Annotated in this window: 22 protein-coding genes; 21 read left to right on the top strand and 1 reads right to left on the bottom strand. The window is 63.5% G+C overall.

The window, feature by feature from the left end:
• Positions 1–17: 17 nt before the first annotated feature.
• The 16 genes from fliF to KO539_RS15975 all read left to right on the top strand — a co-directional run bounded on the left by fliF (position 18) and on the right by KO539_RS15975 (position 13273).
• Positions 18–1748 carry a flagellar basal-body MS-ring/collar protein FliF gene (fliF, locus tag KO539_RS16050; protein ID WP_219310536.1) on the top strand — a complete coding sequence of 577 codons (1731 nt, stop codon included), beginning with the start codon at positions 18–20 and terminating at the stop codon, positions 1746–1748.
• Complete coding sequence (locus tag KO539_RS16045) at positions 1726–2766, top strand: flagellar motor switch protein FliG (RefSeq protein WP_176388762.1); 1041 nt, start codon at positions 1726–1728, stop codon at positions 2764–2766. The genes fliF and KO539_RS16045 overlap by 23 nt, the downstream gene beginning before the upstream one ends.
• The gene (gene fliH, locus KO539_RS16040; RefSeq protein WP_219310535.1) at positions 2763–3452 is read left to right on the top strand and encodes a flagellar assembly protein FliH; all 690 of its coding nucleotides are present in this window, start codon (positions 2763–2765) and stop codon (positions 3450–3452) included. The genes KO539_RS16045 and fliH overlap by 4 nt, the downstream gene beginning before the upstream one ends.
• Positions 3449–4759 (top strand): flagellar protein export ATPase FliI, encoded by a 1311-nt coding sequence (fliI, locus tag KO539_RS16035; protein WP_035818012.1) that lies wholly within the window; start codon positions 3449–3451, stop codon positions 4757–4759. The genes fliH and fliI overlap by 4 nt, the downstream gene beginning before the upstream one ends.
• A gap of 8 nt (positions 4760–4767) precedes the next feature.
• On the top strand, positions 4768–5205 hold the full coding sequence (locus KO539_RS16030; RefSeq protein ID WP_070289072.1) for a flagellar export protein FliJ: 438 nt from the start codon (positions 4768–4770) through the stop codon (positions 5203–5205).
• An 89-nt stretch (positions 5206–5294) separates the two neighbouring features.
• Complete coding sequence (fliD, locus tag KO539_RS16025) at positions 5295–6704, top strand: flagellar filament capping protein FliD (protein ID WP_219310534.1); 1410 nt, start codon at positions 5295–5297, stop codon at positions 6702–6704.
• A 50-nt stretch (positions 6705–6754) separates the two neighbouring features.
• Positions 6755–7144, top strand: a complete 390-nt coding sequence (gene fliS, locus KO539_RS16020; protein ID WP_092802392.1) for a flagellar export chaperone FliS — start codon at positions 6755–6757, stop codon at positions 7142–7144.
• Positions 7145–7175: 31 nt separating this feature from the next.
• Positions 7176–7454, top strand: a complete 279-nt coding sequence (locus KO539_RS16015) for a hypothetical protein (RefSeq protein WP_225240933.1) — start codon at positions 7176–7178, stop codon at positions 7452–7454.
• The gene (locus KO539_RS16010; protein WP_219310531.1) at positions 7451–8590 is read left to right on the top strand and encodes a flagellar hook-length control protein FliK; all 1140 of its coding nucleotides are present in this window, start codon (positions 7451–7453) and stop codon (positions 8588–8590) included. Before KO539_RS16015 ends, KO539_RS16010 begins: the two co-directional genes overlap by 4 nt.
• Positions 8591–8595: 5 nt before the next feature.
• Positions 8596–9063, top strand: a complete 468-nt coding sequence (locus KO539_RS16005; protein WP_035826908.1) for a flagellar basal body-associated FliL family protein — start codon at positions 8596–8598, stop codon at positions 9061–9063.
• 33 nt (positions 9064–9096) lie between these two features.
• Entirely contained in the window at positions 9097–9840 is a 744-nt protein-coding gene (locus tag KO539_RS16000; RefSeq protein WP_219310530.1) for a FliA/WhiG family RNA polymerase sigma factor, read from the top strand.
• Between the two features lie 56 nt (positions 9841–9896).
• Positions 9897–10811, top strand: coding sequence for a flagellar motor stator protein MotA (gene motA, locus KO539_RS15995; RefSeq protein WP_034757817.1), 915 nt, complete (start codon positions 9897–9899; stop codon positions 10809–10811).
• On the top strand, positions 10738–11799 hold the full coding sequence (locus KO539_RS15990; protein ID WP_051958386.1) for a flagellar motor protein MotB: 1062 nt from the start codon (positions 10738–10740) through the stop codon (positions 11797–11799). The genes motA and KO539_RS15990 overlap by 74 nt, the downstream gene beginning before the upstream one ends.
• 16 nt (positions 11800–11815) lie before the next feature.
• The gene (flgM, locus tag KO539_RS15985; RefSeq protein WP_034757812.1) at positions 11816–12106 is read left to right on the top strand and encodes a flagellar biosynthesis anti-sigma factor FlgM; all 291 of its coding nucleotides are present in this window, start codon (positions 11816–11818) and stop codon (positions 12104–12106) included.
• Positions 12103–12543, top strand: coding sequence for a flagellar export chaperone FlgN (gene flgN / locus KO539_RS15980; protein ID WP_081922385.1), 441 nt, complete (start codon positions 12103–12105; stop codon positions 12541–12543). Before flgM ends, flgN begins: the two co-directional genes overlap by 4 nt.
• On the top strand, positions 12530–13273 hold the full coding sequence (locus tag KO539_RS15975; protein WP_219310529.1) for a glycoside hydrolase family 73 protein: 744 nt from the start codon (positions 12530–12532) through the stop codon (positions 13271–13273). The genes flgN and KO539_RS15975 overlap by 14 nt, the downstream gene beginning before the upstream one ends.
• A gap of 6 nt (positions 13274–13279) precedes the next feature.
• Here the strand turns inward: KO539_RS15975 and flgA are convergent, their stop codons facing one another.
• Positions 13280–13927: a flagellar basal body P-ring formation chaperone FlgA gene (gene flgA, locus KO539_RS15970; protein WP_219310528.1), complete on the bottom strand. Its 648-nt coding sequence runs from the start codon at positions 13925–13927 to the stop codon at positions 13280–13282.
• 254 nt (positions 13928–14181) lie between these two features.
• Here flgA and flgB point away from each other — a divergent pair, with 254 nt between their 5' ends.
• Genes flgB through KO539_RS15945 form a run of 5 tightly spaced genes read left to right on the top strand, consistent with a single transcriptional unit; the run spans position 14182 to position 17618 of the window.
• Positions 14182–14544 carry a flagellar basal body rod protein FlgB gene (flgB, locus tag KO539_RS15965; RefSeq protein WP_034758109.1) on the top strand — a complete coding sequence of 121 codons (363 nt, stop codon included), beginning with the start codon at positions 14182–14184 and terminating at the stop codon, positions 14542–14544.
• A gap of 8 nt (positions 14545–14552) precedes the next feature.
• Positions 14553–14969, top strand: coding sequence for a flagellar basal body rod protein FlgC (flgC, locus tag KO539_RS15960; protein ID WP_034757795.1), 417 nt, complete (start codon positions 14553–14555; stop codon positions 14967–14969).
• Between the two features lie 3 nt (positions 14970–14972).
• Positions 14973–15626 carry a flagellar hook capping FlgD N-terminal domain-containing protein gene (locus KO539_RS15955; RefSeq protein ID WP_219310527.1) on the top strand — a complete coding sequence of 218 codons (654 nt, stop codon included), beginning with the start codon at positions 14973–14975 and terminating at the stop codon, positions 15624–15626.
• Positions 15627–15684: 58 nt separating this feature from the next.
• Positions 15685–16863: a flagellar hook protein FlgE gene (locus tag KO539_RS15950; protein WP_219310526.1), complete on the top strand. Its 1179-nt coding sequence runs from the start codon at positions 15685–15687 to the stop codon at positions 16861–16863.
• A gap of 26 nt (positions 16864–16889) precedes the next feature.
• Positions 16890–17618, top strand: coding sequence for a flagellar basal body rod protein FlgF (locus KO539_RS15945; RefSeq protein WP_035817998.1), 729 nt, complete (start codon positions 16890–16892; stop codon positions 17616–17618).
• Positions 17619–17639: the final 21 nt, after the last annotated feature.

Below are 17639 nucleotides of genomic sequence, written 5' to 3'. Positions count from 1 at the left end.
CCCAAGTGATTACCCCCATGAAGTCCGCATTTGCGCGCTGGCGCCTTGGCGCCCAGCCCGCCATCCCGCCCGCCCTGCTGAAAAACCTGGTTCCCATCGTCGTGCTGGCCATCGGCATCACCGCCATGGTGACCATGTATGCCTGGCGCGACCAGGCCAACTACAAGCCGGTGTTTGGCGCGCGCGAAAAAGTGGCCGTGACGGACATGATGGCCACCCTGGACGCCGAACACATCCCCTACCGCCTGCATCCGGACAGCGGCCAGGTGCTGGTGCCCGACGCCATGCTGGGCAAGGTGCGCATGCTGCTCGCTTCGAAGGGCGTGACGGCGCAGCTGCCGGCCGGCCTGGAGCTGATGGACAAGAACGACCCGCTGGGCGTGTCACAATTCGTGCAGGACGTGCGCTTCCGCCGCGGCCTGGAAGGCGAACTGGCGCAAAGCATCATGACGATGGACGCGATCGCTTCGGCGCGCGTCCATCTGTCGATTGCGAAATCGACGTCGTTTGTCGCCAGCGACGGCGACAAATCGTCCGCCTCGATCGTCGTGGCGCTGAAACCGGGCCGCACCCTGGCGCCGGAACAGATCGCCGCCGTCATCAACATGGTGGCCGGCAGCGTCGCCAGCCTGGCGCCCACGCGCGTGAGCCTGGTCGACCAGGGCGGCAACCTGCTGTCCGCGCACGTCGACCTGACGGACGGCTTCGACGCCTCGGCCGCCGGCAATGAAGGCGCGAAACGTTTTCAGGATGAAATCCGCCGCAACGTCACGGGCTTGCTCGGTCCCGTCATCGGCGAAGACAACTTCAAGCTCAGCGTGACGGCCGCCGTGAACAACGACCGCGTGGACGAAACCTTGGAAAAATACGGCGAAGCCCCGAAAGTGACAAGCGAAGCGATGCGCGAAGAGCAGGAACGCAACCGCACCGTGGCCGGCATTCCCGGCAGCCTGTCGAACCGTCCGCCAGCGGCCGCCGTGCCGGCACCGGCCGACGCAGCTGGCGCCGCGCCCGCCGATGGCGCACCGAAGCCATCCGACGATGGCACGGCCCGCAAGAACGCCACCACGCGCCAGTACGCCTACGACCGCAGCATCACGCAGATCAAGCGCAGCCGTGGCCGCCTGGAAAAACTCAGCGTCGCTGTCGTCCTCAACAGCGCCGCCGCTCCGAATCCAAAAACGGGCTGGACCCCTGCCGAACTGGGCAATATCGAAAAAATGCTGAGCAGCGGCCTGGGCATCAACGCCCAGCGCGGCGACAGCCTGAGCCTGACGGCGCTGGCCTTCCCGGCCAAGCCGCCCGTGGCGCAGTGGTGGGAAGAGCGCGACACCGTCGTCGATTTCAGCAGCTGGCTGCTGTACGCGCTGGGCGCCATCCTCGGCTACTTCCTGATCCTGCGTCCGCTGCTGCGCCTGCTGACCACGCGCCTGGCGCCGCCGGCACTGAAACAGCTCGATCCCGCCATGGCACTGGGCGGCAGCAGCGCCGCCGGCGCAAATGGCGCGGCCGTTGCCGGCGCGCCAGCCCTGGGCGTGAATGGCAGCCCGCTGGCGCTCGAAGGCGAGTCCGCCGGCGGCAACATGCCGGTTGTACCGCTGCTGGAAAACTATGATTTGCCGCCACCAGGCTCGGCGGTCGACGTGATGGTCGACCACCTGAAAGTGCTGGCTGAAAAAGAACCCGAGCGTGTCGCCGAAGTCGTCAAACAATGGATGCAGAAAAATGGCCGAACTCAACAACAATAATCCCTCCGACGGCGCCGAGTACGAAAGTGCCAGCCTGAATCCCGTGGAACAGGCGGCCATCGTGCTGCTGAGCATCGGCGAAGAACAGGCCGCCAACGTGCTGCGCTGCCTGTCGCGTGAAGAATTGCTGGAAGTCACGCAAGTGATGTCGCGCATGAGCGGCATCAAGGTCGAATCCGTGAAAACGGCCATGCAGACCTTCTTCGACGACTACCGCCAGCAAAGCGGCGTGCATGGCGCCTCGCGCAGCTACCTGAAGCGCTCGCTGGACATGGCGCTGGGCAGCGATATCGCAAATAGCGTGCTGAACAACATTTACGGCGACGCGATCCGTCCCAAAATGGCGCGCCTGCAGTGGGCCTCGCCAAAATGGCTGGCCGAATACATCGTCAACGAACACGTGCAGATGCAAGCCGTGTTCCTGGCCTTTTTGCCGCCCGCGCTGGCTGGCCAGATCCTCGACGCCCTGCCCGTCGAAGGCCGCGACCTGGTATTGCTGAACCTGGCGCGCCTGGACGAGATAGACCGCGACTTGCTGGTCGAGCTCGACGAACTGGTGGGCCGCTGCCTGGGCACGCTCGACACGCAAAGCACCAGCGTGGAAGGCATCCGCCAGGCGGCAGAGATTCTCAACCGCATGCCGGGCAACCGCGCCGCGCTGGTCGAACTGCTGCGCGCGCACGATCCGGACGTGGTCTCGGAAATCGAACTGAGCATGTACGACTTCCTGATCCTGGCCACGCAGAGCGATGTCACGCTCACGCGCATCCTGGAAGACGTGCCGATGGAACAGTGGGCGATTGCACTGAAGGGCGCGGAACCGTCGATCCGCGACGCCGTGCTGAAAACCATGCCGCGCCGCCAGGCGCAGAGCTTCGAAGACATGATGCGCCGTTCCGGCCCCGTGCCGCTGTCGCGCATCGAACAGACGCGCCAGGAAATCATGGCCACCGTCAAGGGCCTCGCCGATGCAGGCGAGATCGAAGTGCAACTGTTTGCCGAAGCGGTGATCGAATGAAACACTTCCGCTCGTATCGCTTCCCTCCCCTGTCGCAATTCATCGCCGCCGGCCAGCGTTCCTCCAACGAGGACACGGATGGCCAGTGGCAGGCGTCCGTCTCGGAAGGCTTCGAGCAGGGCCAGCGCGACGGCTACGAAGTGGGCCTGGTGCAAGGCCAGCAGGACGGCTACGACACCGGACGCAGCGACGGCATGGCGCAGGGCCGCGAAGAAGGCCGCAATGAAACCCTGGTGGCGCTGGACCGCCTGGCGCGCCCTGTCGACGCGATTTTGCGCGACCTGAAAAAAGTGCGCGCCGATTACCGTGAAGCGCAGCGCAAGGAAGTGGTCGACCTAGTGGCCAAGGTGGCGCGCCAGGTGATCCGCGCGGAACTGGCGTTGCAGCCCGTGCAATTGCTGGCCCTGGTCGACGAGACCCTGGCCTCGATGCCGCCCACACGCGAAGAAATCGACGTCTTCCTCAATCCGGAAGAATTGAAACGCATCAGCGAGCTCGATCCGAAGCGCGCCAAGCGCTGGAACCTGATCGCCGACGCGCGCCTCGACGCGGGCGAATGCCGCATCAAGGCGGGCGACAATGAAGTCGACGCGGGCTGCCATCAGCGCCTGTCGGCCTGCATGGAGCAAGTCAGCAGCCACCTGGCGCTGGCCGCCGAACACGCGGACCAGGGCGCGCCTGCATGATCGCCGACACGCTGCGCAGTTTCGAGATCGGCGACATCCCGGTCGCGACGCCGACCGGCCGCCTGGTCGGCGCGTCCGGCCTGCTGCTGGAAAGCGCCGGCTGCCGCCTGCACACGGGCCAGCGTTGTCAAATTGAAACTGTCAGCGGCGAATGGCTCGACGCGCAAGTCGTCGGCTTTCGCGAAAAACTGTCCTACCTGATGCCGTTCAAGAAAGCCACCGGTCTGACCACTGGCGCGCGCGTACTGCCCCTGCCCGACAAGGCCAGCCTGCAGATCGGCCCGTCATGGCTGGGCCGCATGGTCAATGGCCTGGGCGAGCCGATCGACGACCTGGGCCGCCTCGGTGGCGAACATACGCTGGAAGTCACGCCGCCAAAAATCAATCCCCTGAAGAAACAACCGGTGATCGAGCCGCTGGACGTGGGCGTGCGCGCCATCAACAGCATGCTGACCCTGGGCAAGGGCCAGCGCGTGGGGCTGATGGCCGGTTCCGGCGTCGGCAAGAGCGTGCTGCTGGGCCTGATCACGCGCCAGACGGTAGCCGATGTCGTCGTCGTCGGCCTGATCGGCGAGCGCGGCCGCGAAGTACGCGAATTCGTGGAAAAGTCGCTCGGCGCCGAAGGCTTGAAAAAGGCCGTGCTGGTGATCGCGCCGGCCGATGAATCGCCCTTGATGCGCATCATGGCCACCGAACTGTGCCATTCGATCGCCGCCCATTACCGCGACCAGGGCAAGCACGTGCTGCTGCTGGTCGACTCGCTGACGCGCTATGCCATGGCCCTGCGCGAAGTGGCGCTGGCCCTGGGCGAGCCGCCGGCCACGCGCGGCTATCCGCCGTCCGTCTTTTCGAACTTGCCGCAACTGGTGGAAAGCGCCGGCAATGGCGCCCACCCGGAAGGCAGCATGAGCGCCATCTACACGGTGCTGGCCGAGGGCGACGACCAGCAGGATCCCGTGGTCGACACGGCGCGCGCGATTCTCGACGGCCACATCGTGCTCACGCGCGAACTGGCCGAGCGGGGCCACTACCCCGCCATCGACATCGCCGCCTCGATCAGCCGCTGCATGGCGCAGGTGATCACGCCGCCCCACATGCAGGCGGCGCGCGCGCTGAAAGCATCGATGGCGCGCCATGCGCGCGTGCGCGACCTGATTCCGCTGGGCGCCTATGTGCCCGGCGCCGATCCGATCACCGACCGCGCCGTCCAGTTGCACGCGCCCATCGAAGCCTTCCTGTGCCAGGGCACCAAGGAAGAGGCGCCGATGGGGCCTTGCATCGAACAACTTGAACAGATCATGGCCTAGGAGCATACGTGAGCGACGCGCATACCATCCGCAACCTGACCACCCTGGTCGGCCTGCGCAGCACCGAAGTGGAACGCCTGCAAGGTGAAATGGCGGCGCAGACGGCCGTGCGCGAGCGCTACCAGAAAAACCTGGAACGCCTGACGGGCCTGTACACGGATAGCGGCCCCAGCGGCGCCCTGCCCCTGGCCCTGTCCGTCAACTGCGGCAACTTCAAGCAAGCCGTGATGCAGATGGCCGACCAGCACCGTACCGATTTGCACTTGCACGAAGCCAACATGGCCGTTTCGCAACGCGCGCTCAATACGGCCTGGGCCAAACGCGAAGTGCTGGACCAGGTGCTGACGCAAAAACAAAAGCATGTTGCAAATGAGCAACAACGAGTTGATGCCAAGCGGCAAGACGAGCTGGCGACCCAATTCTGGTTCCGCGGGCAGGTAAAATGAGGTTTGTGTAAGTTTCTTTCAGGAAAACTTCACAAAACGGGAATGGGGGTCGCCTTGTACCGGTATATCCCTTTATTCAGGAGTCTGGCATGGCAAGCGTAATTACTGCACCGCAATACGATCCGATCCCAACGGCCGAAAAACTGGCTACCAAGGCTGTCGCTGCGCAAAAGGCAGCCCTGCAGGCGCAGAACACGCTGGCCAGCAACACCAGCACGGCGCTGGGCAACCTGAAGTCGGCCATCTCGACCTTCCAGAGCGCCATGTCGAGCATGACCAGCAGCAAATCGGTGCTGAGCCAGTCCGCCACCTTCCCGGCCGCCGGCTACGGTTCTGCCACGGCCGGCATCAATGCGACGCCGGGCACCTATTCCTTTTTCGTTGAAAAACTGGCCACGGCCAGCCAGATGTCGTATGGCGGCCTGAGCAGCGTAAATACCGCCGATGGCACGGGTACGCTGAAAGTGAAAATTGGCGATGGCGTGGGCGACAACACGCTCGACATCGACCTGGCCGCGGCCGACAAGGATGGCAACGGCACACTGACACCCCAGGAAATCGCTGCCGCCATCAATGGCAACAGCAAGAACAATTCGCGCGTCACCGCGTCCATCGTGACCATCAACAACCAGGCGCAACTGGTACTGACGTCGAATGCGACGGGCATTGCAAACGCCGCCACGCTCGACGCCAGCGGCGTCGACAATATCGCGCTGAAAGGCGCGCTGATCGCTCCGGCCAACATCAAGGAAGTCGTCAAGGCTGACGACGCCACCGTCTGGCTGGGCGGCAAACCCGGCGGCACGGCCATCACGCAAGCATCGAATACCTTCACCAACGTGCAGGATGTGAAAATCACCTTCACCCGCGCCATGAGTGCCGCCGAAGCGCCCGTGACCTTGACTGTCGCCACGGACAGCAGCGGCACCGCCGCCAACGTGCAGGCATTCGTCGATGCCTACAACAAGCTGAAAAGCCTGATGGATGGCCTGGCCAGTCCCGGCAACCCGGAAAAGGGAATTGCCGCGGGCATCTTCGCCCATGATTCCGGCCTGAATGCCCTGCGCAGCAGCATGGGCGATGCCCTGCGCCTGAACGTCAATGGCGTATCGCTGGTGTCCTACGGCATTACGGCCCAGCGCGACGGCACGATCAGCCTCAACGCCGCCAAGCTGACGACCAAGCTGGCCGACAACCCGACGGGCCTCGACAAGCTTTTTGGCAACAACAGCCTGTCCGCCCCTGCCGGCGTGCTCGGCAGCATGGACAAGGTACTGGGCCAGTGGAGCAATATCACCAAGGGCCAAATCACCCAGCGCCAAGCGGCCACGGACAAGCTGCAGAAAAGCCTGGTCAAGAGCGGCGAGCGCCTCACGGCCCAATATGACACGGCATACAAACGTTTCCTCGATCAATTTTCACGCCTGCAAGTCATGCAGGAACAAATGAGCAAGACGTCCGATATGTTCGATGCCATGTTCAGCAACAATAAATCCTAAGGCGGATGCGCCTGCCGCGCCGCCACAGTTAACATAGCGAGAATACAACAATGTTAAACAATGAAGCTTACGGCAACTACCATGCAGTCAACCTGGATGCCCAGACCTCGCGCGCCTCGCCCGTGGAACTGGTGCTGGTCCTGACGGATGGCTTGCTGGAAGAACTGGCGCGCGCGCGTGGGCATATCGTGGGCAAGCGCTACGAACAGAAGGCCATCAGCCTGGATAAATGCACGCAGATCATCAACGGTCTGTCGAGCTCGCTCGATTTCGACAATGGCGGCGAAGTGGTGGTCAACCTGGCGCGCCTGTACGACTACTGTGTGGCGCGCCTGTACACGGCCGGCATCAAGCTCGACCCGACCCTGATCGACGAGGTGACGACCTTGATGACCACCATCAAGCGCGGCTGGGTGGGCGTCCAGGCTAACAATGCCTAGGCGCGCTGCGCTGCAGCAGTTGAGCCGGCAATTGAGCGCGGCCATCGCGCAGCCGGACTGGGACGCGATGGGAAAACTCTCGGCCAGCCTGGCGAAAAACATCCCGCTGCTGGCTGAGCGGGGCGCATGGAATGCGCTGGAACAAACAGAATTGTTGCAATTGCGCAAAATTCACGCGCAAGCGGTTAAAATTTGCTCTGAGGAAAAAGAACGCCTGGGTCAACACCTGGGTGCATTACAGGCAAATAAGGAAGGTTGGGTCGCCTACGCCGCGCTCGGCGAATACGACTCTGAAGGGTATCAAGCATGATCATGAACTTCAACAAGGCGCCGGCCGCTCCGGCACCGGCCACCACTACGGCATCCGCACCGGCGCCAGCGTCGGCACAGGCCGCTGCCTTGCCCGGCACGCCAGGCTACGGCAGCACTGGCGCCGCGCCCTCCGCCCTGCCCCTGTTTGCGCAGGTGCTCGACGTGACTGCTGTGGAAACGGCCGATGCGGGCACGCCCGCGCCCGTACCCGCCAAGGATAGCGACAGCGACAGCCAGGTCGATAACAGCCTGCCAGCCATGGCCGCGCCCGTCATCGGCTTGCCGGTGACGATGCTGCCGCCAACGGACGCGGCCGCCGCCGAGGCACGCGCCGCCGCACAAGCGCAGACACAAACGCAGGCGAATGTGGCGCAAGCCAACCCTGCACTCAACATCAGCCTGCACCCGGCGGCAATCACCCTCACCGCACAGGGAGCGGCGCAGCCGGCAGGCCGCGATACGCGCGAGCCGCTGGCAGCGGCCAACCCGGCGACGGCCGCCAAAGGCAATGCGCCGGCACAGCCGTTCGAATCGCTGCTGCAGCAAGCCGCTCCGGTGACCGCCGCAGCGGCCCCTGCCGCGCGCAAGGGCGAACGTGGCGCCGCGACGTCAGCCCCCGTTACGCCGAACCTGGGCCTGACGGGCGCGGTCGGCAATACGGCTGCGGCGGCCCCGGCCGGCGATACCATCAAGCTCAGCGGCCCTGCCCAGCAATGGCAGGAACCGCTGCGCGAAGCGCTGGGCGAACGCCTGCAGACGCAACTCGGCCGCAACAGCGAACACGCGACGATCCGCCTCGACCCGCCGATGCTGGGCCGCATTGAAATTTCCATCCGCCACACGGCCGGCGCGCTGCAGGTGAACGTCACCGCGTCGAACTCGGAAGTGTTGCGCCAGCTGCAAGGCATCGGCGAAAACATGCGCAGCGACCTGGCGCAGCGCCAGTACACCGACGTGGCCGTGAATATCAGCGCCACCCCGCGCAGCCCGGCCGCCCAGGCATTTGCCGAAGGCGATGCGCGAGGCCAGCGCCAACCGGGCCGCCAGAACGATGATGCCGAGCCGGGCCGCGCACTGTCCGACGGCAGCACAGCCGGTACCACTTACGCCATGCATGAGCGAGAAACTGCCTGATGAATATGAAAATGAAACTGATAGGCGGCTTTGTCGCCGTGGCCGTCCTGGCCGCCGGCGCGGCTGGCGGCGCCATGTGGTATCTGGCCAAGCCAGTTGCCGGCCATGCCGAGGTGGCCGAAGCGAAAGCCCCGCCCCCCGCCACAGGCAAGAAGGCGCGCAAGTTCATCACGCTGGACAAGGTCATCGTGATGCTGCGCCGCGGCCCCGGCGAAGGTGAAACGCATTACCTGTCGGCCGACCTGGTGATCGCCACCACCGAGGAAAAGGAAAAGCTGACCAAGGACCACTTGCCGCTGATGCGCTCGATCGCCGTCAGCACCCTGTCGAGTTTCCCAATGGACAAGGCGCAGACCATGACGGTGGAGCAATTTGCCGAGCAGATCAACAAGGCCTTCAATGTCAGCTATGAACGCGAGCAAATGGAAAAGCCGTTCACCGAAGTCATGGTCGGCAAGCTGATCATTGAATAAGCCGACACGCCAGCCGACCTAGTGGGAGATCCCTTGGCCTATGTAGAGCAATACCAGGAAGCGTATGGCGCCGGCGAATATGCCGCCGCCAGCGCTTGCGCGGCCGTGCTCAGCGTTGCTGAAGAGCAACAACATCTGGTGGCGTACTCCCCGCTGGTGAAGCGCATCGTGCGCCAGCTCAATTCGCAGGTGTCGGGCGCCATCGACCGCGACGACATGGAACAGATCGGCCTGATGGGCTTGCTCGAAGCCTTGCGCCGCTACGGCGTGCCGGACCAGTCGTTCGGCAGCTATGCCAGCCTGCGCATCCGTGGCGCCATCCTCGATGAACTGCGGCGCCAGGACTGGCGTCCGCGCGCCGTGCGCCAGGAAAGCCACCGCCTGCGCGACAGCGTGCGCGCCCTGACCCGGCGCCTGGGACGCGAGCCGCTGGAAGCGGAAATCATGGCCGCCCTGAAGCTGACGCCGGAAGCCTTCCAGGAATACCAGCTGGCGGAAAACGCCGAGCTGATCGCCAGTTTTGACGAAGTGCTGCAGGAAAGCCTGGGGCAAGCGGACAGCGCACCGAGCCCGGAAGAACAATTGATGGTGCGGCGCAGCCTGGAACAGGCGCTGCGCACGCTGGACGAACGCGAGCAGCGCGTGATCCAGATGTATTACGAATTCGAACTGAGCTACAAAGAAATTGCCGCCGTGCTGGACCTGAGCGACGCCCGCGTCTGCCAGCTCAACAAGACGGCGCTGGGCAAGATGAAAGCCATGCTGCAAGACGCATAAGTTTCAGCACTATCCATCAAATTGACGCAGCACAATGACGCAGAAAGGCAGTTGACATGGTAATTATCGGTATCTTAATCGTGATGGGGTGTGTATTCGGAGGCTTCGCCCTGATGGGCGGCACCGTCCATGCGATCTGGCAACCGGTCGAGTTGATCATCATCATAGGCGCCGCCGTCGGCGCGCTGGTGCTGGGCAACCCCAAGCATGTACTCGGTGAAATGCTGCACCAGATGCGCAAGATCGTCACGCACAAGAAGCAAGGCTCGGAATTCCAGCGCCAGTTGCTGCTGCTGATGTATGAACTGCTGCAAACGGCCGCCGGCGGCCTGAAGGCGCTCGACGCCCACGTCGAGGCACCGCGCGAAAGCGCCCTGTTCCAGCGCTACCCGCTGGTGCTGGAAGAGCCGAAGCTGCTGGCCTTCATCGTCGACAACTTCCGTTTGATGGCGATGGGCAAGATCAACGCGCATGAACTCGAAGGCGTGCTGGAGCAGGAACTGGAAGCCATCCACGATGAATTGCTGCAACCGTCGAAATCCTTGCACAAGATCGCCGAAGCCATGCCTGGTTTCGGTATTCTGGCTGCCGTTCTCGGCATCGTGATGGCCATGAATTCCGTGGCCGACGGCGCCGATGCGGCGGAAATTTCCGAAAAAGTGGGCGCCGCCATGGTCGGCACCTTCATCGGCATCTTCTTTTGCTACGGCGTGCTCGATCCGATGTGCAACATGATGAAGCAATTGGTGGGCGAGGAAGGCTCGACCATGGAATGCGTGAAGGTCGTGCTGGTCACGCACGTGGCGGGCAAACCGCCCCTGCTGGCCATCGATGCGGGCCGTCGTCTGGTGCAGCTGAACATCAAGCCAAGCTTCGCCCAGCTGGAAAGCTGGATCAATGCGCTGGAAGATGGCGGCGCCGAACAAGAGCAAGGCCAAGGCCGGGGAGGCCGCCGTGCTAAAGCCGCATGAGAAACATGAACAGGCCATCATCAAGCGTGCCGGTCGCAAGCACGATGACGATGGCCATGGCGGCGCTTGGAAAGTAGCGTTTGCCGACTTTTGCTTGGCCCTGCTGTCGCTCTTCCTCGTACTGTGGCTGATGGCCGCGCGCGAGCAGCAGGCGATGAAGGAAATCATGATGGATGCGTCGGCAGGCAGCCGCCAGGGCGAAGGCCAGGGCGTCATGCCGGAACAGAAAGGCGGCCCGCGCGGCAGCCTGATCGAGCGCTTCCCCATGCCCCGCAAGGGCACGGGCGACACGCGCACGGAAGGCAAGCAGATGCAGGATGGCAAGGCTGGCTCCGCCCCGCCGAATCAGACCAAGGTCAGCTACCAGTCGCCGGAAGACTTGCTGTCCCTGTCGCGCGCGCTCGACAAGCTCAGCGACGAAGCGGGATTGAAGAGCAACCTGCAGTCGGTGATCACGCCGTACGGTTTGCGCGTCATGCTGCACGATACGGACAAGCAAGGCATGTTCGTGCGCGGCAGCGCCGTGCCGACCGACCGTTTCCGCAAGCTGTTGCGCCAGATGGGCCCCGTGTTTGCGCAAATGGAGAACCAGATGCTGATCGTCGGCCACACCGATTCGATGCAATACGCCAATACCGGCTATGAAGGCTTTTCCAACTGGACCCTGTCGGCCAACCGCGCCATGTCGGCGCGCGCGCAATTGTTGATCGGCAGCATGAGTCCTGACAGCGTGCTGCAAGTAGTCGGCATGGCCGACCGCGCGCCGCTGGACGTGAAAAATGCCAGCGCCGGCATCAACCGCCGCATCGAACTGTTAATATTGACGCGTGGCCAGGCTGACAGCATCGCCGCCATGTTCGGCATGGCCGGACAAAAGGCGCAGGGCGAAGAGTTGCAAGTGGGCGAACCGGACTCGGGCACCTTGCAGCGCCTGCGCGAGAAACTGGGCCTGCCCGCCAAGAAGGAGCGGGATGAGCATGCAAATTAAGGGCAAGGGACAACGTATGAAAATCTCCTCCGGCAATACCGGTGCTGCCGTACGCAGCAGCGCCGTCGCGCCGGCCGAGGCGATCGCCGAGAACGCGGGCGCCGCTGGCGCCATGGGCGGCTCCTCGGCCGGAGCGGAACTGCAATCGGCCGTGCTGCAACCGGCCATGGCCGCCCTGCGCGCCATGCCCGAGATAGACCATGAGCGCGTGGCCATGCTGCGCGATGCGCTGGCCAAGGGCGAATTGCCATTCGATCCGTCGAAACTGGCAGGCCTGATCCAGCGTTTCCACGGCGGCGAATCGTGACCGCGCCACGCAAGGGCATCACGCGCCAGGAAGCCATGCGCCGCGTATTGCAAGGCATGGCGGACGACCGCGCCGGTTATGCCGCCCTGCACACCTTATTGGAAGAGCAATTCCAGGCCACCCTGCACCACCAGAGCGCGCAGCTAACGGCACTGGCAGACCAGGTCATCGCCGCCGTCGAGCCGCTCGATGCGCGCCGCCGCCAGCGGGTCAGCCTCGTCACTGCCCTGCTGGGCCCGCAAGGCGATATGCCACAATTGTTTGCGTTGTTGCAAGAAAGCGCGCGCACCACCGCCGAGCGCGACTGGGCCGCGCTCGAGCAGATGGTGCTTGAATGCAAGCGCCTGAACGCCCGCAACAGCGATTTATTAACAGAGCAGTACAGCATCATGCAGCGCGTGCTGCATGGCGAGGAAGATACCTATGCGCCAGGCTGATTTCCTGACCACCCGCGCCACGGCGGCAACGCCATCGACGGCAGCCACATCCGCCGTGCAGAGCAATATGCGCGCCACGGGCTCCAGCGGCAACTTCAGCAGCGTGTTCCGGCAAGTACAGGGCGAAGTGGCCCGCTTCATCGAACAGGGCGGCGGCAACGCCACCAGCCTGAACCCGCAAGGCCGCGCCTACCTGGAGCAAAGCCAGCCCGTCAATGTGCTGGGCAGCATCAGCCAGGGCGGCGAGATCGGCGAAACGCAGCAGCAATTCCTTGCCTCGATCAAGCCATGGACGCAAGAAACGGGCGCGCGCCTGGGCGTGGCGCCGGAAATCGTCGCCGCCCACGCGGCGCTGGAATCGGGCTGGGGCCAGCGTCCGCTGCGCCAGGGCACGGGCGCGGACACGAATAATCTGTTCGGCATCAAGGCCGGCGGGAAATGGCAGGGTGACGTGGCCAGCAATGTCACCACGGAATACGAGGCGGGCAGCGGCACGGCCCTGAAGAAAACCGAGCGTTTCCGCAGCTACCCGGACCAGGCCAGCGCCTTCCGCGACTATGCGCAGGTATTGCTCGACAACCCGCGCTACCGCGCCGCCCTGAACACGGGTGCCGACGCGGGCGCGTTCGCGCAAGGCCTGGCCCGTGGCGGCTATGCCACCGATCCCAACTACGCCGCCAAGCTGACGCAGCTGGCGACACGTCTGCAGCGCACGGCCGCCGCAGACTGATGCTCCTTAACGGCCGGGAATGTCGGCCGGTTCCACCACGCCCGCATCGACCACCCTGGCACGTATCACCGTGCCGCTGGTGGCGTTGCGCACGCGAATCACCTCGCCCAGCGCGCCCGGATCCATCGCTTCGCCGGCCATGCTCACTTCCACCTGCTCCTTGCGCGCCACGATATTGACCGTACTGCCCCGCTTGATCAACACGGGCGACGCCAGTTGCCCTTGTCGCAACACTTCGCCGGCACGCAAGCTGCGCCGGCTCGACAGACCGACGGCGCCGGGCAAGGAAGCAATACTGTCGGGCACCATCGTCACGTCGCGCCGCGCCAGGGTCACGTCGCCCGATTGCAACGGCGTATTCGCCGTCACGGGGACGGTGGTGACGGCCACCTGGGCCGTGATGCTGCCGCGCGCCAGCATTTCATAGCGCCAACCGTTGCTTCCAGGACACACCGCCACAAAGCGCATGCGCTGCGCCGAACGGCTGTCCGCCGTTTCCAGTGCGACGGGCGCCGCGCACGCCGGCACGGGGCGCGTGCTTTTTACCACGGCGACTTGGAACTGCGGTTCCAGCAGCCCCGCCGCGGCTGCTTGCCGTGTTAATTGCTCGCGCGCCAATTGTTCCACACGCGAAAATATATTGTCGGCTGGCAATTCTGCGCGTCCTGCACTACTATATAGGCTGGTCAGTAAAAATAGGCTTGGCAGCAGTATGTGACGACATTGCGCCTTGTTCCACATCACGGAATAGTTCTCAAAGTAAATCATTGCTAACCTTAATCAAAGATACTGAAGCGGCATGACCTTACCATGCGTCAACATGACCTGGCTGGGATTTTACCTCTGCACTACCTGTTTTATAGCCCGAACCGCAAAAAGCACGAACGAATTCAACACAAAGGATGACCATGGGGATTAATTTCAAGGATGCGCTGGGCGTGCACGCCGATGCACTCGCGCTGCGTGCCGACCGTACACGCGTACTGGCCGCCAACATCGCCAATGAAAACACGCCCGGCTTCCAGGCCATGGACATGGATTTCGGCAGCGCCCTGCAGCAGTTGCAGGACAACGAGGCCGGCCTGCTGTCGACCGATGACGATGCCAGCGCCCTGTACCGCGTCCCCTACCACCCCAGCCGCGACGGCAACACCGTCGAAATCGGCGTCGAGCAGGCGGCGTTCTCGCAGAATGCCACCGACTTCCAGACCAGCCTCACTTTCGTCAACATGAAACTGAAGGGTCTGTCCAAGGCCATTTCCGGACAATAAGGATCAGCATGAGCTTCCAGGATATTTCCAAGATCGCCGGTTCGGCGATGGCGGCGCAAACCGTGCGCCTCAATACCATCGCCAGCAACCTGGCCAATGCCGATTCCGTTGCCGGTTCCGAAGGCGAAACCTACCGCGCGCGCAAACCCGTGTTTGCGGCCGTGATGGACGGCCCGGGCGCCAGCGGCGCCGGTGGACGGGTACAGGTCCTCGACGTGGTGCAAAGCGACGAGCCGTTGCGCAAGGTATATGAGCCGGGCCACCCGATGGCCAATGCCGACGGCATGGTGTTCTACCCCAACGTCAATCAGGTCGCCGAGATGACCGACATGATGTCGGCGTCGCGCGCCTTTGAAACCAATGTCGAAGTTCTGGGCCGCATCAAGTCGATGCAGCAATCGCTCCTCAAATTAGGTGAAGCATAATCCATGGAAACCAATCTCTTTACAAACAACACCAGCGGCAGCAACAGCGGCAGCAATGCCGTCAAGTCGCAAAGCAATGCCACCCAGGATATGTTCACCAAATTGCTGGTCGCACAGATCAAGAACCAGGATCCCCTGGCGCCAACCGATCCTAGCCAGTTCGTCAATCAATTGACGCAGCAGGCGCAGACGGAAGCGATGCAAAACCTGTCGGCGCTGACCAGCGCCAATGCCAGCGTACTGCAATCGATGCAGGTGCTGGCCCTGGGCGCGCAAGTGGGCTCCGAAGTCATGGTCAACAGCGAAACGGTGCAGCTCGACAAGAGCAAGGTCAGCGGCACCATCGCGCTGGCCGCCAGCACCACCAAGACCACCGTCACCCTGAAAGGGCTGGACGACAAGGAATACAAGATCGAACTGGGCGCCAAGGCGCCGGGCACGGTGCCGTTCACCATCGATCCCGTGGCCTTGGGCTTGCCTGCTGGTACCTACAGCATGAAGGTCAGCACCAGCGGCGCCGAAAAGCCATCGGTCGACATCGCAGGCAAACTCAACAGCGTGCGCCTGTCGTCCGGCGGCAGCATGATACTGAGCGTGTCGAACCTGGGCGAAGTCAACCCTGGCGCGATCACCGGCTTTAACGGCAAGACGGCCTGATCCGCCCGCCCCTTCGCTCCCTGCACACTAATCTCGTCCTTCACTAAAGGAAGTCAACATGAGTTTCGACATCGCCCTGTCCGGTATCCAGTCCATCAACCAACAGTTGAACAGCACCAGTAACAATATCGCCAACGCCGGCACCTACGGCTTCAAGAGCAGCCGCGCCAACTTTTCGGCCATGTACGCCGGTTCGCGCGCCACGGGCACGGAAATCGGCTCGATCACGCAAAGCATGTCGCTCAATGGCGGCGTGCTGAACACGGGCCGCGCGCTCGACGCGGCCATCGATGGCCGCGGCTACTTCGTCGCGCGCGATGCGCAAAACACCATGAGCTACAGCCGCGTCGGCATCTTTTCGGCCAGCAGTGACGGCAAGCTGATCGACTCGAACGGCCGCCTGGTGCAGGGCTATGCCGCCGTCAAGGGCAGCACCACGCTGGGCACCTTGGGCGACATGAACATTCCGACGGGCCAGATTCCCGCCGTGGCGTCGACCAAGCTGGCATATGCCGCCAACATGTCGTCCGAATGGCCCATCAAGGCCGTGCCCTTCGACAAGACCAACGAACTGAGCTACAACAGCGCCAAGTCCTCGATCGTCTACGATTCGCTGGGCGCCAAGCACTCGCTGGGCCAGTACTTCGTCAAGACGGCAGCGGGCGTCTCCGTGCACTACACCCTGGACAACGTCGATCTGACACCGGTGACGAACATGGCCTTCGACCTGAACGGCAAGCTGACGACGACCGCGCCTGTCCCGCTGGCGCTGGGCACGCCGCAAAGCGCCGCGCCGCTGTCGATCGCCATCGACTACACGGGCACGACCCAGTTCGCCGGCGAAGCCACCACCTCGACCGACCGCGCCGACGGCTATGCCTCGGGCACCTATACGGGCGTGGAACTGGCCGATGACGGCTCCGTCGTGGCGAAATACACCAACGGCCAGAAGCAAAGCATCGGCGTGATCGCCCTGGCCACCTTCCCCGACGAAGGCGCGCTGACGGCCGTCAACGATACCAGCTGGGTCGCCTCGACCACCTCCGGCACGGCCATCTATGACCGCCCGGGCGTCGGCATGGCCGGCAAACTGGTGACGAGCTCGCTGGAACAGTCGAACGTCGACATCACCTCCGAACTGGTGGGCCTGATGACGTCGCAGCGTAACTACCAGGCGAACTCGAAAGTCATCTCGACCGAGAACGCCATGCTGCAATCGCTGATGCAAGCGTTGTAATCGCCACCACGCAAAGGTAAAGAGCAATGGATGCGCTGATTTATACCGCCATGAGCGGGGCCGACCGTGCCCTGCGGGCACAGCAGGTACACGCCAACAACCTGGCCAACATCGAGACGGGTGGCTTTCGCGCCAACCTGGAGGTGTCCACCGCCCAGCCGTTGCAAAACGGCTATGGCTACGACGACCGCCACATGACGCAGACGCAGTCGAGCGCCATCGGCACGCGCACGGGCGCCATCAAGGAAACGGGACGCGAACTCGATGTGGCCGTCACGGGCCCCGGCTTTCTCGCGGTACAGTGGCAAAACGGCGAAGCCTACACGCGCGCCGGCGCCATGGACCTCGATGAAACGGGCGCGCTGACCATCAATGGCCGGCCCGTGCTGGGCGAAGGCGGTCCGATCACGATTCCAGAGCACACCAGCCTGTCGATCGGCGGCGATGGCACGATTTCCATCCAGGTGCCAGGCACCGCGCAAATGCAGACGGTCGACAAGCTCAAGCTGGTCAACGCGGAAGCGGGCGAGCTGACCAAGAACGAGGCGGGTCTGATCGTGGCGCGCGGCGGCGAAGACTTGCAAGCCGATCCGGCGGTACGCATCCGCGACCGCCACCTGGAAGGCAGCAACGTCTCTGCCGTCGAGGAAATGGTCGCTACCATGAGCCTGAACCGCAGTTTCGAGATGCAGATGAAAATTTTCAAGGCCAGCGATTCCATGACGGAATCTGGCAACCGCCTGCTGGGCGCCTAAGCCGAACGCCAACCAATTACC

The sequence above is a fragment of the Janthinobacterium sp. NKUCC06_STL genome (genome assembly GCF_019345455.1).
Classification (GTDB): domain Bacteria; phylum Pseudomonadota; class Gammaproteobacteria; order Burkholderiales; family Burkholderiaceae_D; genus Janthinobacterium; species Janthinobacterium rivuli.
Note: the sequence above shows the minus strand (reverse complement) of the source record. Positions and strands in the feature narration are given on the sequence as shown.